Source organism: Streptomyces sp. NPDC015345 (assembly GCF_043078805.1).
In the GTDB taxonomy this organism is placed as follows: domain Bacteria; phylum Actinomycetota; class Actinomycetes; order Streptomycetales; family Streptomycetaceae; genus Streptomyces.
Genome location: NZ_JBIBTX010000011.1, coordinates 130,927 through 155,387, shown reverse-complemented (window position 1 = coordinate 155,387; position 24,461 = coordinate 130,927). Strand labels below are relative to the sequence as shown.

At 71.9% G+C, this 24,461-nt stretch carries 19 protein-coding genes, 1 tRNA gene and 1 riboswitch; of the genes, 4 read left to right on the top strand and 16 right to left on the bottom strand.

The window, feature by feature from the left end; translation table 11 throughout:
- Nucleotides 1–1,224, bottom strand: coding sequence for a 4-hydroxybenzoate 3-monooxygenase (locus ACF062_RS35165; RefSeq protein WP_392143651.1), 1,224 nt, complete (start codon nt 1,222–1,224; stop codon nt 1–3).
- Between the two features lie 108 nt (nt 1,225–1,332).
- On the opposite strand from ACF062_RS35165, the gene ACF062_RS35160 reads away from it, so the two are divergent.
- Complete coding sequence (locus ACF062_RS35160; RefSeq protein WP_392143649.1) at nt 1,333–2,988, top strand: IclR family transcriptional regulator C-terminal domain-containing protein; 1,656 nt, start codon at nt 1,333–1,335, stop codon at nt 2,986–2,988.
- Nucleotides 2,989–3,066: 78 nt separating this feature from the next.
- Here the strand turns inward: ACF062_RS35160 and ACF062_RS35155 are convergent.
- Nucleotides 3,067–3,149, bottom strand: a tRNA-Leu gene (locus ACF062_RS35155).
- Between the two features lie 385 nt (nt 3,150–3,534).
- On the opposite strand from ACF062_RS35155, the gene ACF062_RS35150 reads away from it, so the two are divergent.
- Together ACF062_RS35150 and ACF062_RS35145 are read left to right on the top strand one after the other, a co-directional pair.
- Nucleotides 3,535–4,305 (top strand): ABC transporter ATP-binding protein, encoded by a 771-nt coding sequence (locus ACF062_RS35150; RefSeq protein WP_392143648.1) that lies wholly within the window; start codon nt 3,535–3,537, stop codon nt 4,303–4,305.
- A 98-nt stretch (nt 4,306–4,403) separates the two neighbouring features.
- A complete protein-coding gene (locus ACF062_RS35145; protein WP_392143646.1) occupies nt 4,404–6,926 on the top strand; it encodes an ABC transporter permease in 2,523 nt (840 codons plus the stop codon).
- A 68-nt stretch (nt 6,927–6,994) separates the two neighbouring features.
- On the opposite strand, the gene ACF062_RS35140 is transcribed toward ACF062_RS35145, so the two are convergent.
- Nucleotides 6,995–8,296, bottom strand: coding sequence for a class I SAM-dependent methyltransferase (locus ACF062_RS35140; protein ID WP_392143644.1), 1,302 nt, complete (start codon nt 8,294–8,296; stop codon nt 6,995–6,997).
- Nucleotides 8,297–8,520: 224 nt separating this feature from the next.
- Nucleotides 8,521–9,924, bottom strand: a complete 1,404-nt coding sequence (locus ACF062_RS35135) for an NAD(P)/FAD-dependent oxidoreductase (RefSeq protein WP_223775048.1) — start codon at nt 9,922–9,924, stop codon at nt 8,521–8,523.
- Between the two features lie 448 nt (nt 9,925–10,372).
- On the opposite strand from ACF062_RS35135, the gene ACF062_RS35130 reads away from it, so the two are divergent.
- Nucleotides 10,373–10,855, top strand: a complete 483-nt coding sequence (locus tag ACF062_RS35130; RefSeq protein WP_392143642.1) for a hypothetical protein — start codon at nt 10,373–10,375, stop codon at nt 10,853–10,855.
- A gap of 116 nt (nt 10,856–10,971) precedes the next feature.
- On the opposite strand, the gene ACF062_RS35125 is transcribed toward ACF062_RS35130, so the two are convergent.
- The 12 genes from ACF062_RS35125 to ACF062_RS35070 form a co-directional block, all read right to left on the bottom strand.
- Nucleotides 10,972–11,955 carry an exopolyphosphatase gene (locus tag ACF062_RS35125; protein WP_392143641.1) on the bottom strand — a complete coding sequence of 328 codons (984 nt, stop codon included), beginning with the start codon at nt 11,953–11,955 and terminating at the stop codon, nt 10,972–10,974.
- Nucleotides 11,952–12,485, bottom strand: coding sequence for a DUF501 domain-containing protein (locus ACF062_RS35120; RefSeq protein WP_392143639.1), 534 nt, complete (start codon nt 12,483–12,485; stop codon nt 11,952–11,954). The genes ACF062_RS35125 and ACF062_RS35120 overlap by 4 nt, the downstream gene beginning before the upstream one ends.
- Before the next feature lie 43 nt (nt 12,486–12,528).
- The gene (locus tag ACF062_RS35115) at nt 12,529–13,050 is read right to left on the bottom strand and encodes a septum formation initiator family protein (RefSeq protein ID WP_392143637.1); all 522 of its coding nucleotides are present in this window, start codon (nt 13,048–13,050) and stop codon (nt 12,529–12,531) included.
- 130 nt (nt 13,051–13,180) lie between these two features.
- Nucleotides 13,181–14,470 (bottom strand): phosphopyruvate hydratase, encoded by a 1,290-nt coding sequence (eno, locus tag ACF062_RS35110; protein ID WP_127911864.1) that lies wholly within the window; start codon nt 14,468–14,470, stop codon nt 13,181–13,183.
- A gap of 296 nt (nt 14,471–14,766) precedes the next feature.
- Nucleotides 14,767–15,486 (bottom strand): transglycosylase family protein, encoded by a 720-nt coding sequence (locus tag ACF062_RS35105; RefSeq protein WP_392143635.1) that lies wholly within the window; start codon nt 15,484–15,486, stop codon nt 14,767–14,769.
- 4 nt (nt 15,487–15,490) lie between these two features.
- Nucleotides 15,491–15,677: riboswitch (cyclic di-AMP (ydaO/yuaA leader) on the bottom strand.
- Nucleotides 15,678–15,871: 194 nt separating this feature from the next.
- Nucleotides 15,872–16,975: a transglycosylase family protein gene (locus tag ACF062_RS35100; RefSeq protein WP_392143634.1), complete on the bottom strand. Its 1,104-nt coding sequence runs from the start codon at nt 16,973–16,975 to the stop codon at nt 15,872–15,874.
- Nucleotides 16,976–17,092: 117 nt separating this feature from the next.
- On the bottom strand, nt 17,093–18,424 hold the full coding sequence (locus tag ACF062_RS35095; protein ID WP_392143633.1) for a cytochrome P450: 1,332 nt from the start codon (nt 18,422–18,424) through the stop codon (nt 17,093–17,095).
- Between the two features lie 109 nt (nt 18,425–18,533).
- Nucleotides 18,534–20,381, bottom strand: a complete 1,848-nt coding sequence (locus tag ACF062_RS35090; protein WP_392143632.1) for a sel1 repeat family protein — start codon at nt 20,379–20,381, stop codon at nt 18,534–18,536.
- Between the two features lie 30 nt (nt 20,382–20,411).
- The gene (locus ACF062_RS35085) at nt 20,412–21,413 is read right to left on the bottom strand and encodes a nucleoside triphosphate pyrophosphohydrolase (RefSeq protein WP_392143631.1); all 1,002 of its coding nucleotides are present in this window, start codon (nt 21,411–21,413) and stop codon (nt 20,412–20,414) included.
- Between the two features lie 50 nt (nt 21,414–21,463).
- Nucleotides 21,464–22,153, bottom strand: coding sequence for a SurA N-terminal domain-containing protein (locus tag ACF062_RS35080; RefSeq protein WP_392143630.1), 690 nt, complete (start codon nt 22,151–22,153; stop codon nt 21,464–21,466).
- Between the two features lie 154 nt (nt 22,154–22,307).
- Nucleotides 22,308–23,870: a protein kinase gene (locus ACF062_RS35075; protein ID WP_392143629.1), complete on the bottom strand. Its 1,563-nt coding sequence runs from the start codon at nt 23,868–23,870 to the stop codon at nt 22,308–22,310.
- 2 nt (nt 23,871–23,872) lie between these two features.
- Nucleotides 23,873–24,400 (bottom strand): hypothetical protein, encoded by a 528-nt coding sequence (locus ACF062_RS35070; protein ID WP_223775063.1) that lies wholly within the window; start codon nt 24,398–24,400, stop codon nt 23,873–23,875.
- Nucleotides 24,401–24,461 lie beyond the last annotated feature (61 nt).

Here is a 24,461-nt window from a genome sequence, read left to right as displayed (position 1 = left end):
CTACTGTGGCTCGTCGAACTGCTGCGGCTCGTCGAACTGCTGCGGCTCGTCGAACGGGAATCCGGTGTAGGCCTCCGCCAGGTCGGTCTCGGCGGAGCGCGTCGTGGTGATCCGGTCGAGCGCGGCGAGCTGGACGCGGTCGTCGAAGGGGGTGGCGTCGGGAGCGCGGTGCAGCAGCGTCGTCATCGCGTACGAGAAGCGCTCGGCCTGCCAGACGCGGCGCAGGCAGGTCTCGGAGTACGCGTCGAGACGGCTCGGGTCGCCCTTCTCGCGGAGCAGGACCAGGGCGCGGGCGAACGTGACGACGTCCCCGACCGCGAGGTTGAGGCCCTTCGCGCCGGTCGGCGGGACGATGTGCGCGGCGTCCCCGGCGAGGAAGAGCCGGCCGTGGCGCATCGGCTCGTGGACGAAGCTGCGCATGGGCGTGACGGACTTGGCGGTGACGGGGCCACGGCGCAGGATCCAGGCGGGGTCGTCGGTCTCCAGGCGGCGGTCCAGCTCGTCCCAGATCTCCTCGTCGGCCCAGTCGGCGGCGTCCGTGCCGTCGGGGACCTGGAGGTACGCGCGCGTGACGGTCGGCGAGCGCATGGAGAGCAGAGCGAAGCCGCGGTCGTGGCGGGCGTACACCAGTTCGTCGTGCGAGGGCGGCACGTCGGCGAGGATGCCGAGCCAGCCGAAGGGGTACGTGCGCTCGAAGACACGGGAGAGCGTCTCGGGCACCGCCTCGCGGGCCACGCCCCAGAAGCCGTCGCAGCCCACCACGTAGTCGCACTCCAGGACGGACTCGCGGCCCTGGTGGCGGTAGCGGATCCGGGGGCTGTCCGTCTCCGCGCCCTCCACGGCCAGCGCCTCCGCCTCGAAGAGCAGGGGGCCGCCCTCGGCGAGCCGGAGCGCGATGAGGTCCTTGCAGACTTCGGTCTGGGCGTAGACGGTGACGGACTTGCCGCCGGTCAGCGCGGGGAAGTCGACGCGGTGCCTGCGGCGGTCGAAGCGCAGCTCGATGCCGTCGTGCGGGAGGCCCTCGCGGTCCATGCGGGCCCCGGCGCCCGCCTCGCGCAGCACGTCGACGGTGCCCTGCTCCAGGATCCCGGCGCGTTGGCGCCGCTCCACGTAGGCGCGGTCGCGGCTCTCCAGGACGACGGAGGCGATGCCCGCGTTGTGCAGGAGACGGGCGAGCAGCAGCCCGGCCGGTCCGGCCCCGATGATTCCGACGGTGGTGCGCATCCCTGGCCCCTCATCAGCTTGTTCGCCTGGTGAACTTTCGTTCATAATGTGCTGACGGGAGTCTCGGGCCGTGTCCGTGCGCTGTCAACGGTTGTGCGAGGAGCAGTGATGCCGGAAGAGTCCGTACGCCCCCTGGAGCGCGGTCTGGCCGTCCTGCGCGCGCTCGCGGCGGCGGAGCCGGGACAGCTGCGGGCCGGCGACCTGGCCCGCGCCACCGGCCTGGCCCGCGCCACGGTCGACCGGGTGGTGACGACCCTGGCCCGGCTCGGGTACGTACGCCCGCGCGGCCAGGAGCTCCACCTCACCCCGCGCCTCATGGAGCTCGGCAACGCCTACCTCGCGGCCAGCGGCCTGACCGGTGAGGTCGCCGCGCGCACCGCCCGGCTCGCGGACGAGCTCGACGAGTCGGTGTCGCTCGCGGTGCCCGACGGCGACGGGGTGCGCTTCGTGACGCAGGCCGCGCGGCGCCGCGCCATGTCGGTGGCCTTCCGCATCGGTGACCTGCTGCCGCCCGATCGCTGCGCCCCCGGCGCGCTCTTCGCGGACGCGTGGGACGAGGAGCGGTGGGCCGCCTGGCGGGCGCGCGCGGCCGCCGGCCCCGCCCACGAGGCTTATCCCGCGCTGCCGCCCGGCCCGGCGCCCGCCGGCGTCCCGGAACTCGCGGACCGCGTGGCGCACGCCCGCCGGAGCGGCTGGGCCCTGGACGACCAGCTGATCGAGCCGGGCCTGATCGCCGTGGCGGTCCCGGTGCGCGACGCCGCGGGGCGGGTGCGGTACGCCCTGTCGGCGGTGAGCCATACCAGCAGGCACACGGCACAGGGCCTGGCGGCGGCGGTGCTGCCGCGGCTGCGCGAGGAGGCCGAGCGGCTGGCGGGCCTGTCGGGCACGGACGCGCCACCGGACGCCGACGGCCGGGCGCCCGCCCGCGAAGCCGCCGACCCCGCCGCCACCGGCCCCGCCGCCGCCAAGGAGGAGCTCGGCCCCGGCTTCCTCCAGTCCCTGGCCCGCGGCCTCGCCGTCCTGCGCGCCCTCGGCGGAGCCCGCGGCGAAGGGCTGCCGCTCACCGCGCTCGCCGAGGCCACGGGTCTGCCGAGGGCCACCGCGCGGCGCTGTCTGCACACCCTGGAGCAGGCGGGGTACGCGGCTCACGACGGCCGCCTGTTCCGCCCGCTCCCCCGCATCCTGGAGCTCGGCCACGCGGCCCTGTCCGGACTCACCTTCGCCGAGCTGGCCGAGCCGCACCTGCGCGAGCTGGCCGACCGGGTGCGACAGTCGGCCTCGGCGACGGTCCTGGACGGCACGGACATCCGCTACGTCGCGCGGGCGGCCACCGTGCGCGTCATGAGCGTCCACATCACGGTCGGCACCCGCTTTCCCGCGTACGCCACCGCCATGGGCCGGGTACTGCTCGCCGGGCTCCCCGGGGACGAGCGCGAGCGCCTGCTGACGGCCGCGCCGCCCCGCGCCCTGACCCCGCGCACCGTGACCGACCCCGGCGAGCTGGCCCGCGTCCTCGACCGCGCCGCCGCCGAGGGCCACGCCACCGCAGACCAGGAGCTGGAGGACGGGCTGCGCTCGGTGGCCGTGCCGGTCAGGGACGCGGCGGGGCGGGTGGTCGCCGCCGTGAACATCGCGCAGCACGCGGGCACGGACCCGCTCTCCCGCACCCGCGACGCCCTGCTGCCCGCGCTGCGCGCGACGGCGGCGGCGATCGAGACGGATCTGCACATCGCCGCCCGCTTCAACACGGTGCGAATGTCTTGATCACGTAGGGAACTTGACGTTGCATCAGGCACTTGCCGCACGCCCGCCGGGCGCCCCGCCCTCGCGAGATGGCGGAGGTGCCCGGAGCCGGACTCGAACCGGCACGCCCCCGAGGGGCAGCGAGGTTTAAGCTCGCCGTGTCTGCATTCCACCATCCGGGCAGGCCGTGGGCCCCGCATCAAGGATTCGACCCTATCGGGAGGCATCCCCCGAACAGCGGAGGGACGGCTCGATGTTGTCTTATTTTATTGACGTCTGAGGGAGCATCAGCCGCCGGTACGGTCCATTGGTACTTGCCGGAGGCCTTTCCATGTCTCCGGCCGGTCTCATGGGCCTCTGCACGGAATGACGGAATTTAGCCTCCCGCCCGTTCCCGTCCCGGGTCGCGGATCTCAGGGACGCCCCTCATCCCCAGGTATGACAAGAGGCTCCCGGGTCCGACTGGAGAGGGCCCCTGGAACCGGAACAGCGGCTGACTCCAAGGCGCCGATCGGCCGCGACGATGGAGTACGTCCCCACTCGTCGTCCCGACAGGAGCACCGTCCCGTGACCACCACCCCCTTCGCCACCCGCGCCACCGCAGTGGCCGCGCGCGCCACGGACCTCTCCAAGGTGTACGGACAGGGTGAGACCCAGGTGGTCGCCCTGGACCACGTCTCCGTCGACTTCGGGCAGGGCGAGTTCACCGCGATCATGGGTCCCTCCGGCTCCGGCAAGTCGACGCTGATGCACTGCGTCGCGGGCCTGGACAGCTTCAGCTCCGGTTCGGTGCGCCTCGGTGAGACGGAGCTGTCCACGCTCAAGGACAAGCAGCTCACGAAGCTCCGCCGCGACAAGATCGGCTTCATCTTCCAGGCGTTCAACCTGCTGCCGACGCTGACCGCCCTGGAGAACATCACGCTCCCCATGGACATCGCGGGCCGCAAGCCCGACAAGGCGTGGCTGGAGCAGGTCATCGAGATGGTCGGCCTCTCCGGACGGCTCAGCCACCGGCCCACCGAGCTCTCCGGCGGCCAGCAGCAGCGCGTGGCCGTGGCCCGTGCGCTCGCCTCGCAGCCCGAGATCATCTTCGGTGACGAGCCGACCGGAAACCTCGACTCGCGCTCGGGCGCGGAGGTCCTCGGCTTCCTGCGCAACTCCGTGCGGGACCTCGGCCAGACCGTCGTGATGGTCACCCACGACCCGGTGGCCGCGTCGTACGCGGACCGCGTGATCTTCCTCGCGGACGGGCGGGTCGTGGACGAGATGCACCGGCCCACGGCGGACGGGGTGCTGGACCGGATGAAGCACTTCGACGCCAAGGGGCGCACCAGCTAGGCGTCCCTTCGCCTCGTCCTTCGTCTGCGGGCCGCATGTGGCTGGTCGCGCAGTTCCTCGCGCCCCTTCGGGCACTCCCCTCACCTGGACTCACACCCATGTTCCGTACCGCCCTGCGCAACGTGCTCGCGCACAAGGCCAGGCTGCTCATGACCGTGCTCGCCGTCATGCTCGGCGTCGCCTTCGTCTCCGGCACCCTGGTCTTCACCGACACCTTCGGCAACGCCTACAAGAACAAGTCGGCGAAGAGCTTCGACCACGTCTCCGTCGCCATCACCTCCAACAGCAGCTACTCCGGCGACAGTCAGGGGGGCCCGAAGCAGAAGCCCGAGCTGACCGAAGCCCTCCTGAAGAAGGCCGGGGAGCTGCCCGGCGCCGACTCCGCGATCGGCTCCGTCTCCGGCTTCACCGCCCTCGCCGACAAGGACGGCAAGCTGGTGGGCGGCGAGTGGGGCACCACCGGCGCCAACTACTTCCCGGGCAAGGGCGGCAAGGACCCGCGCTACGACTTCACCGAGGGCGCCGCCCCGAAGTCCGCCGGTCAGATCGCCCTCGACTCCCGCACCGCGGGACGCACCGGCTACACGGTGGGCGACACCGTCCGCCTCTCCACCGACGGCCCGGTGCGCACCGCGAAGGTCAGCGGCGTCTTCGACACCGACGAGGGCAGTGTCGTCGCGGGCGGCAGCCTGGTCCTGTTCGACAACAAGACCGCGTTCAAGGCGCTCAACAAGAACCAGTACGACGAGATCGACGTGAAGGCGGCCGCGGGCGCCTCCGAGGCGGCCCTGGAGAGCGCGGTCGAGAAGATCCTGCCCAAGGAGTCCTCGACGATGACGGGCGGTGAGCTCAAGGCGCAGCAGGACAGCATGATCGAGGAGCAGACCAGCTCGATGAGCCAGGTCCTGCTGATCTTCGCCGGTATCGCGCTCTTCGTCGGCATCTTCATCATCGCCAACACCTTCACCATGCTGGTCGCCCAGCGCACCAAGGAGCTCGCGCTGATGCGGGCCGTCGGCGCCTCGCGCCGCCAGGTGACGCGCTCCGTGCTGATCGAGGCCTTCCTGGTCGGCGTGATCGCCGCCGTCACCGGATTCGCGCTCGGCATCGGCGTGGCGGTCGGCCTGGAGTCGCTGATGAACTCCGCCGGTGCCTCGCTGCCCGACGGGCCGCTCGTCATCGCCCCGACCACGATCCTCGTGGCGCTGCTCATCGGTGTCGTCGTGACCATGCTGGCCGCCTGGCTGCCGGGCCGCCGCGCCGCGAAGATCCCGCCGGTCGCCGCGATGAACAGCGTCCACGCGACGCCGACCATGCGCGGCCTGGTGGTCCGCAACACCATCGGCTCGGTCATCGTCGCGCTCGGCGCGGTGATGCTCTTCATGAAGGACAACTACGTGAAGTCGGGCGGCGCGGGCGTCATGCTCGTCGGCGTCATCGTCCTCACGCCGCTGCTGTCCCGCCCGTTCATCGCCGCCTCGGCCCCGCTCCTGAAGCCGTTCGGTGTCACCGGCAAGCTCTCGCGCCTCAACTCGCTGCGCAACCCGCGCCGTACGGCGTCCACGGCCGCGGCCCTGATGATCGGTCTGACCCTCATCACGGCGATGACCGTGGTCGCCACCTCCATGAGCAGCGCCATCAACAAGATGGCCGCCGGTTCCATGAAGGCCGACTACAGCGTCTCCATGGCGAACTTCCAGCCGCTGACCCCCGAGGTCCGCGAGAAGCTCGACAAGCTCCCCGACGTCGAGGCGACCAGCCCGCTGCGCAGCACCTACGGCAAGACCGGCGGCACCTACTCCACCGTCTCCGGCGTCGACCCGAAGACCTTCGACCGGTTGGTGGGGCTTGACTTCACCGGCGGTTCGGCGGCCGGCCTGAAGACCGGCGGCGCGCTCATCGACACCGACATCGCCAAGGAGCAGGGCCTCAAGGCGGGTGACACCTTCCCGCTGGAGTTCGACGACGACGGCAAGAAGGTCCGGCTGAAGGTCTCCGGTGTCTACGAGGGCAACGAGATGCTCGGCGGCGTCTTCGCCCCCACCTCCGTCGTCGACCCGCACCTGACCAAGGTCGTCGACAAGCAGGTCCTCGTGAAGATGAAGGGCGGCGCCTCCGACAAGGCCGAGGACGCCATCGTCAAGGCCCTCGGCGAGAACCCCGCCATCACCGTCCAGGACAAGGACGCGATCAGCAACGCGGTGGCCGGTGCCATCAACATGATGCTGAACATGCTCTACGGCCTGCTGGCCATGGCCGTCCTGATCGCCGTGCTCGGCGTCATCAACACCCTCGCGATGTCGGTCTTCGAGCGGAAGCACGAGATCGGCATGTTGCGGGCCATCGGCCTGGACCGCGCGAAGGTCAAGCAGATGGTGCGTCTGGAGGCGGTCATCATCTCCCTGTTCGGCGCGGTGCTCGGCATCGGTCTCGGCCTCTTCATGGGCTGGGTCGCGGGCGGCACCATCTCGAACAGCGTCTCCACGTACTCCATGGAGATCCCGCTCGGCCGGATCGTGATCTTCCTCGGGATCGCGGCCCTGGTCGGTGTCCTCGCGGCGATGTGGCCGGCCCGCAGCGCGGCCAAGCTGAACCCGCTGATGGCCATCAAGGCCGAGTAGCGGCGGCACGCGGAAAGGGGGCCCCGGCGGATCACCGCCGGGGCCCCCTTTCACGTACGTACACGCAGCTACGACGCGCGCCACTCCCGGGCCCGCAGCGGCATCCCCGATGCGCCGATCTCAGGCGTCCTCACCGCGAGGACCTGGTTGACGCCGATGCGGTTGTGCTCGAAGGCGAGCGCGGAGGCGGCCATGTAGAGCCGCCAGACGCGGGCACGGCCGGGCGAGGTGAGGCGCTGGGCCTCGGGCCACCGCGCCTCCAGGTTGGCGACCCAGCGGCGCAGGGTCAGCGCGTAGTGCTCGCGGATGGCCTCCACGTCGCGCACCTCGAACCCGGCCCGCTCCAGGAGCCCCACGGTGGTCCCGACCGGCGCGAGCTCCCCGTCGGGGAAGACGTAAGCGTCGATGAACTCGTCCACCGAGTACGCCGATTCGTCGGCCCGCGGCCGGCGCGCGATCTGGTGGTTGAGCAGCCGTGCGCCCGGCTTCAGCAGGGCGTACAGGGTGTGCGCGTACTCCAGGTAGCGCTCGGAGCCGACGTGTTCGGCCATGCCGATGGAGGAGATGGCGTCGTACGGTCCGTCGCGCACGTCCCGGTAGTCCTGGACGCGGATCTCGATCCGGTCGGTGAGGCCCTCCTCGGCGATGCGCTTCCTGGCGTACGCGGCCTGCTCCTGGGAGAGCGTGACGCCGACGACGGTGACGCCGTGCTCGCGGGCCGCGTGGATCGCCATGGAACCCCAGCCGCAGCCGACGTCCAGCAGGCGCATGCCGGGCCGCAGCGCCAGCTTCCGGCAGATGAGTTCGAGCTTGTCGCGCTGGGCGTCCTCCAGGGTGGAGTCGGGCGAGGCCCAGTAGGCGCAGGAGTAGACCATCGAGGGGCCGAGGACGAGCTCGTAGAAGTCGTTGCCCACGTCGTAGTGGTGGCTGATGGCGCGCCGGTCGCTGCCCTTGGTGTGCAGATGGAGACGGCCGTGTCTGCGCATCTCCTCCGGCGGCGGCGCGGGCGGCAGGAAGGGCGCCGAGAGGGCGAACAGCGAGCGGGCGGCGGAGCGGACCCGCGGGTCGCGCAGCGCCTGCCGCAGGCCCGGCGCGTCCTCGCCGCGCTCCCAGATGAACTCCGCCACCTTGTCCAGCGTCTCGTAGAGATCCCCGTCGACGTCCAGGTCACCGGCCACCCAGGCGCGGGCGAGGCCCAGTTCGCCCGGCTTCCACAGGAGGTGGCGCAGCGCGCGGCGGTTGCGTACGACGAGGGTGGGGGCGCCCGGAGGCCCGGCCTCCGAACCGTCCCAGCCGCGGATCCGTACCGGCAGCGGGGCTCCCATCAGCTGCTCGGCGAGACTCTTCAGCCGCAGTGCGGCGTTCTGCATGGCGCACACCTCCATGACGACGACCCGGGATCGGTCCGACACCACGTAAACACCGAAGAACCCCGTGCGCAGTCCCCTCGCCGTGTCATGGAACGGCAAAATAGATGCCACAGGCACCTATCTCGGCCCGGATCTGCGCCACCCGGTGTCCGGGTACGCCGAAGGGGGCCGCCCGCACCACGGATGGCGGGCGGCCCCCTTCAGGGTGGATCAGTGACGCGAGGTCAGGAGGCCTTGGCCTTCTCCTCGGCCTTGACCGCCGGGGCGGGTTCGGCCGCGACCTGCGGCTTCGGGGCAGGCTTGGCGGCCTCGTAGAACTCCTCACGAGGCGCTTCCAGAGCACCGAGGGAGACGACCTCGCGCTTGAGGAACATACCGAGCGTCCAGTCCGCGAAGACGCGGATCTTGCGGTTGAACGTCGGCATCGCCATGCCGTGGTACGCGCGGTGCATGTACCAGGCGAGACGGCCCTTGAGCTTGATCTTCATCTTGCCCATGACGATCATCGCGACGCCCTTGTGCAGGCCGAGACCGGCGACCGCACCCTTGTTGGCGTGGCTGTACTCCTTCTGCGGGAAGCCCCGCATGCCGGAGATCACGTTGTCGCCGAGGACCTTCGCCTGACGCAGCGCGTGCTGGGCGTTCGGCGGGCACCAGGCGTTCTCGTTGCCCGCCTTGCGGCCGACGAGGTCCGGCACCTGGGCGTTGTCGCCCGCGGCCCAGATGTAGTCCGTGCCCTGCACCTGGAGCGTGGTCTGGGTGTCCACGTGGCCGCGCGGGCCGAGCGGCAGACCGAAGCGGGTCAGCGCCGGGTTCGGCTTGACGCCCGCGGTCCACACGATCGTGCTGGAGTCGACCTCCAGGCCGTTCTTCAGGACCACGTGGCCGTCCACGCAGGAGTCCATCGACGTCGAGAGGTAGACCTCGACGCCGCGGCTCTCCAGGTGCTCCTTGCCGTACTGGCCGAGCTTGGGGCCGACCTCGGGGAGGATCTTGTCGGCGGCGTCGACCAGCACGAAGCGCATGTCCTCGCGCTTCACGTTGTTGTAGTACTTGGCCGCGTCGCGGGCCATGTCCTCGACCTCGCCGATGGTCTCCGCACCCGCGAAGCCACCGCCGACGAAGACGAAGGTCAGCGCCTTGCGACGGACCTCCTCATCCGTCGTGGAGTCAGCCTTGTCCAGCTGCTCGAGGACGTGGTTGCGCAGGCCGATGGCCTCCTCGATGCCCTTCATGCCGATGCCCTGCTCGGCGAGGCCGGGGATCGGGAAGGTGCGGGAGACCGCGCCCATCGCGATGACGAGGTAGTCGAAAGGCAGCTCGTACGCCTCACCCACGAGGGGGGCGATCGTGGCGACCTTGCGGTCCTGGTCGATGGTGGTGACCCGGCCGGTGAGAACCTCTGCCTTGGGCAGCACGCGTCGCAGCGGGACGACTACGTGCCGCGGCGAGATGCTGCCGGCGGCGGCTTCGGGGAGGAAGGGCTGGTAGGTCATGTACGACCGGGGGTCGACGACCGTGACGGTCGCCTCTCCGTAGCGCATCTTCTTGAGGATGCGCCGAGCTGCGTACAGGCCTACGTACCCACCGCCTACTACGAGGATCCTGGGACGCTCCGTGGTGCTCATGCCATCGAGTATCCACCCGTCCGGCGGGGGTCGCTCGTGCGCCCCTTCACAAGCATGCCGGGGGGCTCTGCTACACTTCGCCGCCCACGTGACCGAGGTCATGGCGTTCCAGGGGAACCACCGCACCACGCGAGTCGTTGTCCACCCCTTGTGAGCTGCCGGTCCGGGCCCGTCGCCGGGGTGGACCAGTCGCCCGCGTCACCCGCGGGCCACCCGCCCGACACACGCGGGCCACCCGGCCGGGAGCCCGGGAATGACCTTTTCGGCGGCTCGGTGGCCCCGAACCTCGCCCGCAGGTGGCCAATTCCTTGTGAAGAACTTCACGAACTTTTCCGACAGCCCGTCGCCGAGAGGCGGGCCGCCGGATGGCCGCTGATCAGATGCGGTCGCGGGGGATGCCCGGGTGAATGGATGTCAGGGGGAGTCCATCCGTTCGCAAAGGAGCCTCATGCGCATCCGCACCGCACTCGTCACGGCGACGTTCGTCGCCGCGGCCACCCTCGGCAGCGCGGGCACGGCCGCCGCCGAGCACCACACGCCCGCGAACACGCCGGCGGGCACCGCACAGCCCCACGCCGACGACCCCGAACCGCTCGGCAACGACACCCTCGGCAACGACAACCTGGGCAACGGCACTCTCGGCAACGACACCCTGGGCAACGGCACCTCGGGCGACGACCCCCTCGGCGACGGCATGCTCGACAACGACATGCTCGGCAACCACACACGTGACGACGACCCGCGTGACGACAACCCGCGTGACGACGACCGACGTGACGACGACCGACGTGACGACGACATGCTCGGCAACCACACCCTGCCCAAGAACAACAACGAACAGCCCACCAACCAGCTCCCCGTCCTCGGCGGCCTGCTCGGCACCCTCGGCGGCCTGCTCGGCGGCCTGCTCGGCGGCGGCAGCGCGGCCTAGTGGGCGGACCCCACCGCCCACGGCGGGGCGGCCGACGCACATCGTCCGCCCGGAGACACGGCGCGCCCCCAGCCTCGTCAGAGACCGGGGGCGCGCCGATGCCGCGGGTACGGGGCTCAGGCCCGGCCGGGAGCGCCCCGCCGCTGCTCCTCGACCTCTTCCGCCACCTTGTAGGCGATGCCGTCGAGGATGTCGTGTTCGCTCACGACGACCTCCTCGGCGCCGGTCCTGTCCATGATCGCGAGCAGTACGAGGGCGCCCGACGCGATGACGTCGACGCGGCCCGCGTGCATCGCCGGGATCGCCGCGCGCTCGGCGTGCGTGGCCGTCATCAGGCGCTCCGTGATGGCGGCCACCCGCTCGTACGGGAGCCGGGTGTGGTGGATCGCGCGGCCGTCGTAGGTGTCGAGGCCGAGCTCGATCGCGGCGAGGGTGGTGACCGAGCCCGCGAGACCGACGAGGGTGCGCGCGTCCTTGAGCGGCACCGCGCGCTCGGCGAGGTCCAGGGCCGCCTCGATGTCCGCGCGGACGGCGGCGAACTGCTCGCGGGTCGGCGGGTCCGCGACGACGCCGTCGTGCACGAGGTGGCGCTCGGTCATGCGGACGCAGCCGACGTCCACCGAGTGGGCGGCGAGGACCTCGTCCGTGCCGACCACGAACTCCGTGGAGCCGCCGCCGATGTCCACGACCAGATATGGCTTGGCCAGGTCGTCGCGGCCCGCCAGCTCCTTGGTCGCGCCGGTGAAGGAGAACTCCGCCTCCTGCGCGCCGGTGATCACCTCCGGCTCCACGCCCAGGATGTCCAGGATTCCCTGGACGAACACGTCGCGGTTCTCCGCGTCACGGGAGGCGGAGGTGGCGACGAAGCGGACGCGCTCGGCGCCGTGCGCCTTGATGGCCTCGGCGTACTCGCGGCAGGCCGCGAAGGTGCGCTCAAGGGCCTCGGGGGCGAGGCGGCCGGTCCTGTCCACGCCCTGGCCGAGGCGGACGATCGTCATCCGCCGGTCCAGGTCGACGAGCGCGCCCGTGGCCGGGTCGGCGTCCGCCACCAGGAGACGGATCGAGTTCGTGCCGCAGTCGACGGCGGCGACGCGGGTCACCCGTCCCCCTCGGGCGCGCACGGCGTGACGCAGGGCCCCTTGGCCCACCACTCGGGCAGCATCGCGATGGCCTCGTCGCCGAGCGGGTTCACGCCGGGCCCGGCGGCCAGGGAGTGGCCGACCAGGACGTGCAGGCACTTCACGCGGTCCGGCATGCCGCCCGCGCTCGGGAAGCCCTCCAGGACCTCGATGGCGTCGCGGCGCGCGATGTAGTCCTCGTGGGCCGCGCGGTAGGCGGCGGCCAGCTCGGGGTCGTTCGTGAGCCGCTCCGACATCTCCTTCATGACGCCGTTGGCCTCAAGGGTGCCGATCGCGGACGCGGCCCTCGGGCACGTCAGGTAGTACGTGGTCGGGAACGGCGTCCCGTCCGGGAGGCGCGGCGCCGTCTCGACGACGTCCGGCTGACCGCAGGGGCAGCGGTGCGCGATGGCCCGCAGGCCGCGCGGCGGGCGGCCGAGCTGCTGCTTGAAGGCCTCGACGTCGGCGTCGGTCGGCTCGGTGCGCTCAGTGGTCGGCGGGGGCGTGTCCATGCCTGTCTTTCCATCAGTGGGTCAGTCGTCGGAACGGTCGGTCTCACGGGGCCCTGTCGGCCCCGTCAGCCCTGTCGGCCTTGTCGGCCTTGTCGGCCCTGTCAGCTTTGTCGACGCGTTCCCAGACGTTCGAGTACCAGGGGCGTGCGACCGCCCCCTGGTCCGCGCGCCGGCTCCTGGCCGCCGCGGGGTCGATCACCGTGAACCCGGTCTCGCCCGGCAGCACATAGTGCAGGCGGTCGCGGATCTGCTGCTGCGCGTACGCGTCGTCCTGCCAGCGGGCTTTCTCGTCGCGCAGCTTCTCGACGTCGGCCCGGTGCTCGGCCTGCTGCCGGCGCAGGTCGTCGATCTCGGCGCGCTGCGAGACGTACTGCCTTATCGGGTACGCGAGGGCGACGACCAGGGAGCAGAGCACGAGCGCGAGGAGCGCCGCGCGGCCGGTGAGCCGGGAGCGGCGCGCCTGGCGCTTGGTCTGGGAGCGGTAGACCCGCTCCGCGGTCTGCTCGCCGAGCAGCCGCAGGCGGGTAGCGGTGGAGAACCGGTCCTTGGTCCCGGCCTTGGCCATGGTTCGGTCTCCCCAGAGCTTGCGCCTGCACGTACGTACGTCCCCGCACACGGTACGGGACCGGCTGCGGGGACGTACGCAACTACGTGGCTACGCGAGCTTCGGACAGCTCGGCCTTGCTGTGCTCGGGTCAGGCGGAGCGGAAGCGCGGGAAGGCGCTGCGGCCGGCGTAGACCGCGGCGTCGTCGAGGATCTCCTCGATGCGCAGGAGCTGGTTGTACTTGGCGACGCGCTCGGAGCGGGCCGGGGCGCCGGTCTTGATCTGGCCGCAGTTGGTGGCGACGGCGAGGTCGGCGATGGTGACGTCCTCGGTCTCACCGGAGCGGTGCGACATCATGCACTTGAAGCCGTTGCGCTGGGCCATCTCGACGGCGTCCAGGGTCTCGGTCAGCGAACCGATCTGGTTGACCTTGACGAGCAGGGCGTTGGCGGAGTTCTCCTCGATGCCGCGGGCCAGGCGCTCGGGGTTGGTGACGAACAGGTCGTCACCCACCAGCTGCACCTTGTCGCCGAGCTTCTCGGTGATGGCGTTCCAGCCGGCCCAGTCGTCCTCGAACAGCGGGTCCTCGATGGAGACGAGCGGGTACGAGGCGACGAGCTCCTCGTAGTACTCGGTCATCTCGGCGGCCGTGCGGGACTTGCCCTCGAACTGGTAGGTGCCGTCCTTGTAGAACTCGGACGCGGCGACGTCGAGCGCGAGCGCGATCTGCTCGCCGGGGACGTAGCCGGCCTCCTTGATGGCCTCCAGGATGAGGTCCAGGGCGGCGCGGTTGGAGTCGAGGTTCGGGGCGAAGCCGCCCTCGTCGCCGAGGCCGGTGGCCAGGCCCTTGCTCTTCAGGACCTTCTTCAGCGTGTGGTAGACCTCGGTGCCCCAGCGCAGCGCCTCGGAGAACGACTCGGCGCCGATCGGCGCGATCATGAACTCCTGGATGTCGACGTTGGAGTCGGCGTGCGACCCGCCGTTGAGGATGTTCATCATCGGCACGGGCAGCAGGTGCGCGTTCGGGCCGCCGAGGTAGCGGAACAGCGGCAGGTCGCTGGCCTCGGAGGCGGCGTGCGCGACGGCGAGCGAGACGCCGAGGATGGCGTTGGCGCCGAGGGAGCCCTTGTTGTCGGTGGCGTCCAGGTCGAACATCGCCTGGTCGATCAGGCGCTGCTCGGTGGCGTCGTAGCCGACGAGCTCCGGGCCGATCTGCTCGATGACGGCGAGGACGGCCTTCTCGACACCCTTGCCCTGGTAACGGTTGGGGTCACCGTCACGGAGTTCGATGGCCTCGAAGGCACCGGTGGAGGCACCGGACGGGACGGCGGCACGACCGGTGCTGCCGTCGTCGAGGCCGACCTCGACCTCGACCGTGGGGTTGCCTCGGGAGTCCAGGATTTCCCGGGCTACGACGACGTCGATGGACGGCACGAGCATCTCCTTCTGGGATGTGACGCGTTTACGCGGGCCGATTCGGCCCGCGTCTCCTGAGCCTAACCGGCTCCGGGCCTCAGGCCAGCCGACCGCCCGTCCCGTGGGACGGGGGAAGGCTCAAATGGCCGGGAAACGGGATGGAAGCCCGCGTTTCTACTGGCCGGTAGCTCGCTAGGAGCGAACAGCGGACATGGCCCCGCCCCGGTGCGTACGGGGGATACGCGCACCGGGGCGGGGAGCCCGTGGGGACGGGGTGGGACGGCCGTGCGTCCGCCGAGGCACGGCCGCGACCGGATCCGTCAGCTGAGGTGCAGCTGCTGGCCGGGGTAGATGAAGTCGGCGTTGTCGATGATGTCGCCGTTCAGCTTGTAGACCTTCTGCCAGCCGCCCTTGACGTCGTGCGCCTCGGCGATCTTGGACAGCGTGTCGCCGGTCTTGACCTTGTACTCGCCGTCGCCCTTCTCGACCTTCTTGCCGGTCGGGGTCTCGACGGTCTTCTTGGACTCGGTCTGCGGCGCGGGCTGCGGCTTCGGGGCCTGCTGCGGGGCGGCCTGCTGCTGCGGGGCGGCCTGCTGCTGCGTCTTCTGCGGCTGCGGCTTGGCCTGCTGCTGCGGGGCCTGCTGCTGCGCGCCGCCGCCGTTGTACGCGGCGCCCGAGAGGCCGACGCCGCAGTGCGGCCAGGCACCCTTGCCCTGGCCGGCGAGGACCTTCTCGGCGATCTCGATCTGCTGGGCCTTGGAGGCCTTGTCAGCGGTCGGGGCGTACTTCGTACCGCCGTACGCGGCCCAGGTGGAGGGCGAGAACTGGAGGCCGCCCTGGTAGCCGTTGCCGGTGTTGATCGACCAGTTGCCGCCGGACTCGCACTGCGCGACGGCGTCCCACTCCTGGCCGGTGGCGGCGGAGGCCGAACCGGCGGCCATCAGCGGGGCGGCCACGGCGGCACCGGTGACACCGGCGAGCGTGACGACACGAGTGGCCTTGGACGGACGGCGGTGCTTGCCCTTGCTGGAAAACAGCATGAGTTGATCCCCTCACCGACGCCTGCGAGGTGAGCTGTCGGGTTCGGGCCAGTGAAGTTGCCCGGCCGCACCACGTGAGTGCGACTTCACCCCTAGCCGGTCCCGTACGTCCCGCTCCTCCTCGGAGCTCGACGTGCGGACCCGGCGGCTTACCTTGGGTCCCCCGCTCCTGCCTACGGCGCTCGAAGCGACGATTGTTCCCGTCCGGCCGTTGGCAGGATTCGGCGTACCGACCGGCGGGGCCCACCAGTGGCGGGCGTTGACGACGGTAGTCACGCGATCCACGGAATTTCAAAGGCGATCAGGGCTTCTGAGACCCATCTCTCACTTACGCCAATACCGACATTCGGCGCGAAGTGCCCCGTGGACGGTTCGTCAACTACCCCTACTTTTCGCCCAAATCGAGGCTCTGACCGGGGAGAATGAGGTCCGGGTCGGCCCCGACGGTCTTCTTGTTCTCGGTGTACAGCTCGTGCCAGCCGCCCTTGACGTCCAAGTCGTCCGCGATGGCCGACAGGTTGTCACCGGAGCGGACCGTGTACGTCCCGTCGGCGGCCTTCTCGGTGCGCTCGCCGCCGCGCGAGGCGTGCCGGCCCGGACGGTCGCCGCCGCTGCCGCTCTCGCTGCCGGAGGCGGGGCTCTCGTCCGCGCGGTCGCCACGGTGGCGGCCGGAGGTGGAGTCGTCGGAGGGGGCGGCCGGGTCCTTCGACCCGGGGGTGCCGGCCGAAGGGGCTTCGTCGCGCCCGGACTTGCCGTCCGTCGGGCCCTTGTCGCCGTTGCCGCTGTTGCCGCTGTTGCCCTGCTTGTCGCCCTTTTCGTGATTCTTGTCTCGGGAGGCGTCGCCCGAACCGGGCGTGTCGCCGGCCTCGTCGGCGGAGCCGGGGCCTTCTGACGCGTCGTCGGAGGCCTTGTCCGACGACTTGTCGGCGGCCTTGCCCTTGGAGTCCTTGGAGTCCCCCGAGCCGTCGGAGCCCTCGGAGTCCTTGGAGCCCTTGGAGCCCTTCGACTTCTCCGACCCCGTCGAACCGGTCGAGTCGCTCGCGTCGTTCCTGTCCGACGAGTCGGTGGGCTCCGGGGGGATCGGATCGCCCGGGTCCACGTCGGCCGCCGCGCCGCCGTCGGTGAGTCCGGCGATCGGGGCGCAGCTCGGCCAGGCCTCGGGGCCCTGCCCGTCGAGGATTCTCTCGGCCACGGCGATCTGCTGGGACTTGGAGGCCTGGTCGGCGCTCGGCGCGTAGTCGAGGCCGCCGTGCTTCTCCCACATGTCCTCGGAGAGCTGGAGCCCTCCGTAGTAACCGTTCCCGGGGTTGGCGCTCCACGCGCCGCCGCTCTCGCACTCGGCGAGCTTGTCCCACGTCACCGTCTCGGCGGCGCTCGCGCTGGTGGCTCCGAGCAGCGGGATGGCGATGGCGGATCCGGTGACTCCTGCCGCGACGATGAGGGCCGGGGCCTGGCGGGGGCGTCGGTGACGACCATTGCCGGAGAGCATGCGGTTGCCTTTCAGGAGACTGTTACGGCGACTTGGGCACCGGGTGCCCGAGTCGACGTGAACGTAGCCGCACTCGAACGCTTGTCACAAGTCGATGCAGCGGAGATCACGTCAACATCACAGTTGTGATGGGCCGTCAGAAACCGGTCGTTCCGGTGCCGTTTTCTGTGCGTCTGTGAACTTCACCGGCAGCGTGCGCAGTCCCCGCATGATCAGTCCGCCACGCCACCGCAAATCGGCCGGGTCGGCGGCGAGTTGCAGATCGGGCAGGCGCCTGAGCAGCGTCGCGAGCGCGGTCTGGCCCTCCAGGCGGGCAAGCGGGGCGCCGAGGCAGTAGTGGATTCCGTGGCCGTACCCGAGGTGCTGGTTGTCGCGGCGCGCGAGGTCGAGGGTGTCGGGCCGGTCGAACCGCTCGGGGTCGCGGTCGGCGGCGGCGAGCACCACGAGGACGGGGTCTCCGGCCGCGATCTCCTGCCCGCCGAGGGTCAGCGCCTCGGTGGCGAACCGCCAGGTGGCCAGCTCCACGGGTCCGTCGAAGCGGAGCAGTTCCTCGACGCCGGTCTCCAGCAGGCCGGTGTCGCCCTCCGCCAGGGCCTTCTGGAGCCGTGCGCGCTGCTCGGGGTGGGTGAGGAGGGCGTACATGCCGTTGCCGATGAGGTTGACGGTGGTCTCGAACCCGGCGAACAGGAGGATGAAGGCCATGGCGGCGGCCTCGTTCTCCGTGAGGTGCTCGCCGTGGTCGGAGGCGCGGATGAGGCCGGAGATGAGGTCGTCGCCGGGGTCGAGGCGTTTGCGGTGGATCAGCTCGGCGAGGTAGCCGCGCATCTTCTTCACGGAGCGCGCGACGCCGCCGCGTGGGCCTCCGCCGTGCCGGATCATCATGCCCGCCCAGTCGCGGAAGTCGTCCTGGTCCTCGCGGGGGACGCCGAGCAGGTCGCAGATGGCGTAGATGGGGAGCGGGAAGGCGAACTCGTGGATGAGGTCGGCCTCGCCCTTCGCCACGAAGGCGTCGATCAGGTGATCGGTCAGCTCCCGCACGCGCGGTGCGAACTCGGCGACGCGGCGCGGGGTGAACGCCTTCGAGACGAGGCGCCGCAGGCGGGTGTGGTCCGGCGGGTCGATGTTGAGCAGATGCGTCATCAGCTCGGCCTTGCGCTCGCCGGGGATGCCGGTCTTGCCCTTGGCGTGGGCGGGCTCGTCGTGGTGGGCCGGATTCTTGCTGAGCCGCTGGTCGGCGAGCGCCTGGCGCGCGTCCGCGTACCGGGTGACCAGCCAGGCCTCGACCCCGCTGGGCAGCGTGGTCCTGTGCACCGGGGAGTTCTCGCGCAGCCAGGCGTAGGCGGGGTAAGGATCGGTGGCGAACTCCCAGGTGAAGAGCTCGGGCTGCGGGGTCGCCCCGTGGGCGGGCGTGGCTCCTGCGGGGCAGGTCGCGGGCGGCTGGTCGTGCATGCGGTGACCGTATCTCCCGGGGGATGCGTGACTCCTCCTTGGCCGGGGGCTGGGCCGGGGCGGCAGCGGTCGTGCCGCCGGGCACGGGACGGAAGCCGCTAGTCCAGGGCTAGTCCAGGTGTGGGTCCTGGGCGTGGTCGCACGGGCGGCCCGTCGGGCGGAGCAGTCCCTTCAGGCGACGCGTCGCCGAGATGTCGCCCTCGGCCTCGGCGATGCGGAAGTAGTGGACCGCGAGGTGCTGGTGGACCTGTCCGAGGAGGGCGGCGGCCCCGGCCTCGCCCGCGTCGGCGGCGGCCGTGAGGTAGGGGATCGCTTCCCCGTACGCGACGCGGGTGGCGAGGAGGTGGCCCAGCCGGCAGGCGGCGCGGGAGCTTCCGTGGTCCGCCGCCTGCCGGAACCAGCCCTCCGCGGTCGCCGTGTCCCCCGCGTGCTCCGCAAGCAGGCCGAGCCACGTCATGGCGTGGGCGTCCCCGCCCTCGGCGCGCGGCTCCAGGGCCGAACGGAAGGCGGCCACCAGGCCGTCCAGCTCGGCGGCGTCGTGCGGCTCCAGACCCTCGTACGCACGGATCCACACACGGTCCGGCACCGGCGGTTCCGAGCGGTCCGCGTCCGCGATCAGCGAGCCGTACGGCCGCCAGGTGCCGGGCCACTCACCCGGTACGAGCAGGCCGGTCACGCCGTGCCGGGGCGCGGTGGCCCAGGCGAGCGCCTCGTCGAAGGTCTCGTCGGACGTGATGGCCACCGCCTGGCCGTACTCCTCCTTGACCTGGCTCAGCAGCTTCGCCGTGACCCCCCGGGTGAGCCCGCACCGCGCGAGGTCGATCGCGGCGCGCACCAGGAGGTGACCGAGCAGGCGGCTCCCCGCGCGCCGCGCCCTGCGCCACTCCTCCCACAGGTCCGGGCCGAGGGCGAGGAACTCCGCGACGCCGAGGCTCCCGCGCCAGCGGACGGCGTCCGAGAGGCGCGGGTCGTCGGCCGCCGCGAGCCGCGCCAGCTCCGCCTCGCTCCACTCGGCGGGGACCTCGACGGTCTGGGCGATACCGAGGACGCGGGCGGCGGGGTGGTGTCCGAAGCGGTGTCTGTCGTACGCCTCGTCCCGCATCGTCGCCAGGACGACGACGCGGTCATGGGTGAGCCGGGCGAGGAGACCAGGGACGCCGGGCTCCTCGAGATGGGCGTCCAGGTCGTCCAGCCACACCACGTGGGTGCCCGTGGCGTCGCGGCCACGGAGCTGGTCCGGGAGATCGCGCAGGTCCGCTCCGCCGCCCGCGACGAAGACCCGGGAGTCCCCCGCCACACTCGCCCGCAGGGCCGCCCAAGCCGTCGAGGTCTTTCCGGACAGGGGCCCGCCCGTGACGATGACGAGGCCGCCGTAGTGCGCGGCCTGCCTCACGAGGACGGACAGCTCGTCGTCACAGTCCCTGGCGACGTAGGGAGGCAGCGCCGTCGCGCCGAGGAGCCTGCGGGTGGGGCGCACGCCGAGGCCGAGGCGGCGGAGCCGGTCGGCGCGCGGCCAGCCGTCGGCGGCCGGCCGCGCGGGCGAGGAGGCCGGTGCCTGGACCGTGACGGCGCCGATGTGCCCCGCCTGGACGACGCTCCCCGCCGACCCGCCCGAGACGGCGTTGTGGACGGCACCGAGGCGTTCCTCCACCACCGGCGGCTCGAACTCGGCCAACAGGGCCCTGAGTTCGGCGGCGAACGGCGCGTCGATGCGCAGCAGGAGGCGCAGCCGGTGGCGCCACCCCGACACGTCGTCCCCGTAAAGCGCGAACGCCCGCTTCCAGGCGTGCCAGTGCTCCGCCGTGCCGCTCTCCCTGACGCGGTGCTTGGAGCGGTGGACCAGCTCCTGGAGCCGGGCCGGAAGCCCGTCCGGTGTCCCGGAGTCCAGGGCGTTCACCACGGCCGCCGTGGCCTCGGCCGCCAGCTTCTCCCGTTCCGGTTCCACGTACGCCCCCACGCGTCAAGCCGTCCTTGGCGCGCAACGGTACTAAGCCCCCGCCCCCTCGGCCGCCCGCACCGCGTCGCGGTAGGCCCGCGCGGCGGCCCGCAGCGCCGCCTCCGGATCGACGCCCTCCGCTTCGGCCCGCAGCGCCAGGGCGAGGAGTTCGTACCCCACGCCCTTCCCCGACGGCACCGCCACGTCGAGGCCCGCCGTGCGGACGCGCGAGGCCAGCTTCGCGGCCAGGGCGAGGCCGGGCTGGCCGAGGGGGATGCCCTCCGTCACCGACGAGCGCTGCTTCTCCACCGCCTTCGTGCGCAGCCAGTGCGCCTTCACGTCCTCCGGGGTGTCCGCCGAGTCGTCGCCGAACACGTGCGGGTGGCGGTGGATGAGCTTGTCGACGATGCCGCCCGCGACATCGTCGATGGAGAAGGGTCCGTCGTCCTCGCCGGGGCCGCCCTCCTCGGCGATCCGCGCGTGGAAGACGACCTGGAGCAGTACGTCGCCCAGCTCCTCGCGCAGCTCCTCCCGGTCGCCGTCCTCGATCGCCTCGACCAGTTCGTACGCCTCCTCGATCGCGTACTTGGCCAGGCCCTTGTGCGTCTGCTGCGAGGACCACGGGCAGGCGACGCGGATCTGGTCCATGACCTGCACCAGGTCGAGCAGGCGCGCGCCCGGCAGGTCGTAGGAGGCCGGGAGCAGTTCCAGGTCCGGCATCGCGACGCGGCCCGAGCCGGCGAGGCGGGCCAGGCCGTCGGTGAGGGGGCGGTCGCCCTCCGCGGTGGCGACGACCACGACCGTGCGGCCGCCCGCGCAGGCGTCCACCAGTTCCTCGGCGGTCGGCGACGCGTGCGTCACGGTCACGCCCGCCTCGCGCAGATACGGCAGCTGCGGGTGGCCGGCGTCGGCACACAGGACCTCGTCGGCGCTGTGCAGGGCCTGCCAGGCGGGCCAGGAAAGCAGGCCGGGCGCGACGCGGTGGCTGGTGGTCAGCAGGATGACGCGGCCGGTGGACGCGTCGGCCGGGGGCGGGGTATCGGTGTCGTTCACGTCTCGAACGTAACCCAGCCCGCTGTCCCGGCCGCTGCCCCGGCCCGCGGCTACGCCTGCGGTGCCTCCGGGGAGCCGGAGCCCGTGGCGCCCCCGGCCTCGGTGACCTGGCGCAGCCACGGTGTCTTCGCGTCCACCCGCTTGTTCTTGTCGACGTCCCAGCTGCCGTATCGCGGGTTGAGGTCGACGTCGAGCTTCTTGGAGGCCGCGGTGAGGGCCTTCCAGAAGACCGCCTGGCCCTCGGGCGACTGCATGTCCGCGTCCAGCTTCTTCGCGAGCTTCTGCGCCTCGATCTCCGTGCGCAGGCTGTCGTCGAGGCGGGCCGGGGCGACGCCGTACTGCTGGAGCCACCCCTGCTCCAGGGCCTTGCGGCCACCCGCCTGCTGCTCCAGGCCCGCCCGCATCCGCTGGATGTCGCGGCGCGTCACGCTCACCCCGGCGTCGGTGGCCGCGCGGTGCAGGACCTTGTCGAGCACCATCGTGTGCAGCGTGCTGCGGGTGAGGCCGCCGGACTTGGCGATGGCCTGCTCGTACTGCGTGTCGTCGGTGACGGCGGCCCGCTGCGCGTCTCGCACCTCGTTCACCCGGCTCTCCAGCTGCGCGACCGTGATGCGGTCGCCGCCGACCACGGCCGCGGCGCCGGGATGCGCCTCGCTGCCGCAGGCGGTGAGGAGGGGGGCCGCGACGAGCGCGGCGGTGGAGAGGACGAGCGCGGTGCGACGGCTGGTGCGGCGGTGCAAGGTGGGGCCTCCCTGCTACGAGTTTGTGCGTGGGCGCACAAAGTCCGGCAGTGATCGATGGTAGGCAGTGGCCGTCTTGTCGGCCAGCTATTCGACAGCTATTCGACCAACGATTTCCCGGGAGTTGGGGCACCCTCCGCCCCGCCGTTCGGACCTAACCGCGCACCTGTCCGAGCCACTGCAAGGTCCGCCGGATCTCCGCGGGGAACGGGTGGCCGGGTCCGTGCAGCAGCTCCGCGTCGTGCAGGAGGCGCGCGAGGGTGTCGTGCGCGGCGGGCCGGTCACCGAGGGCGAGCAGCAGGTGGCCGATGCGGCGGCGGATCTCCAGGGACTGGCGGCGGTCGTCCGTCGCGTAGTGGTTCTCGTAATAGGGGAGCAGCGCGCGGTACTCGGCGAGGGCCGCGGCCGGTTCGCCGAGCTGCTCCAGGCACTGCGCGGCCTCGTACCGGAACTGGAGGGAGTGCGGGTCGGCGTGGCCGGACTCGGCGGCCCGCTCGTCGGCGAGGCGCCGCAGCTCGGGCAGGGCGCGGCGGTACTGCCCGTCGTCCATGAGCGTGGCGGCGTACTGCTTGCGCAGGGTGCGGACGACGGGTGAGTGCTCACCGTGCTCGGCGGCGGCGGCCGGCAGGATCGCGCCGAGGATGTCCACGGCCTGGGTGATGCGGCCCTCGCCGAGGAGGCGCCGGACGTCCTCGACGGCCCGGGCGACGTCCTGCCCGGGCGGCGAACCGGGCGGCCTCGGCGGCATGTCGGGGGCGGGCGCGGGGGTCGCGGCGCGGTCCGGCCAGGGCGCGAGCGGGCGCAGGAAGGGCCGGGTGGGGTCGAGCGGGCGGCCCGAGGGGGTGCCGCGGGCGGGCAGCAGCGGCGCCAGTTCCTCGTAGACGTGCTGGGCGCTGGCGGGACGGTGCTGGGGGTCCTTGGCGAGCAGGCGCAGGACCAGGGACTCCAGGGCCTCGGGCACCTCGGGGCGCAGCCGGCGGACCGGCAGCGGCGGCTCGTAGAGGTGGCGGTGCAGGACGCCGAGGGCGGTGGAGCCGGAGAACGGCACGTCGCCGCTGAGCAGTTCGTGCATCAGCACGCCGAGGGCGTAGAGGTCGGTGTACGGGCCGACGGCGCCGCCCATCGCCTGCTCCGGGGCCATGTACGCGGGGCTGCCGATCGGGGAGCCGGTGTGGGTGAGGCGGGTGGTGTCGGTGTCCATCACGGAGGCGATGCCGAGGTCGAGGACGCTGATCGTGCCGTCCTGCTTGACCATCACGTTCCGCGGCTTGAGGTCGCGGTGGACGATCGGCACGGCGTGCACCGCGGAGAGCACGGCGCACAGCTGTGCGGCGACGGCGACGGTCCACTGCCAGGGGTAGGGGTCGTGTTCGGCGAGGTGGTCGCCGAGGTCGGCACCGTCGACGTACTGCATGACGAGGAAGAGGGCGCCGTCCTCGGTGGGCTCGCTGCCCGCGTCGTGGACGGTGACCAGGCCGGGGTGGTCGACCTGCGCGGTGACGCGGCACTCGCGCACGAAGCGGCGGCGCAGCTCCTCGGCCTCGGCGCCCGCGACCCGGTCGGGGCGCAGCAGCTTGACGGCGACGCGGCGGTCCAGGCGCTGGTCGTACGCCGTCCAGACCTGGCCCATGCCGCCCTGGCCGATGAGAGTGGAGAGTTCATAGCGGCCTGCGACGACCCGGCTGCCCCGGCCGCCGGTCCCGGTGCCCTGTGCCACGGTCAGTTGCCGCCCTGCTGCTTGCGCAGGTAGTCGCTCAGCTCGTCGAGCTCGGCGCGGACCTGGTGGATGCGGGCGGGCGCGGGGGGCGCGGGCGGGGTCTCCTGGACGGGCGGTGGCGCTGCCGGGTAGCCGTAGTAGGCGGGCGGCGCCGGGGGCGGTGCGTAGGCGGTGAACGCCGGCTGCCGCAGGCGGCTGAAGTGGCGTATGTCCGCGAAGAGGTAGTAGGCGACGGCGGCCATCAGCGTGCACAGCAGGACGATCATGCCCGCGTTGCCCGGGCCCTGGAACTCCTCCTCGCCGGGGTCCACCCCGATCAGCACGAGCCCGGTGACGTCGAGCGCCGTCACGACGGCGAAGACGACCCAGTCGTACGCCTTGCGGGTCACGATCGCCAGCCGCAGCAGCGGCGCCCACGCGAGCAGGCCGCAGGTCACGACGGCGAGCACTACGAACATCACGCGCAGCGTCACCGGTGAGCCCCCGGCGGGGGGCGGCGGTTGCTGCGGCGCGTAGCCGTGGCCGGACATGGCTGCTCCTGGTACCTGAAGGACGAACGAACGCGGACCGAGCGTATAGGCCGACACCGGG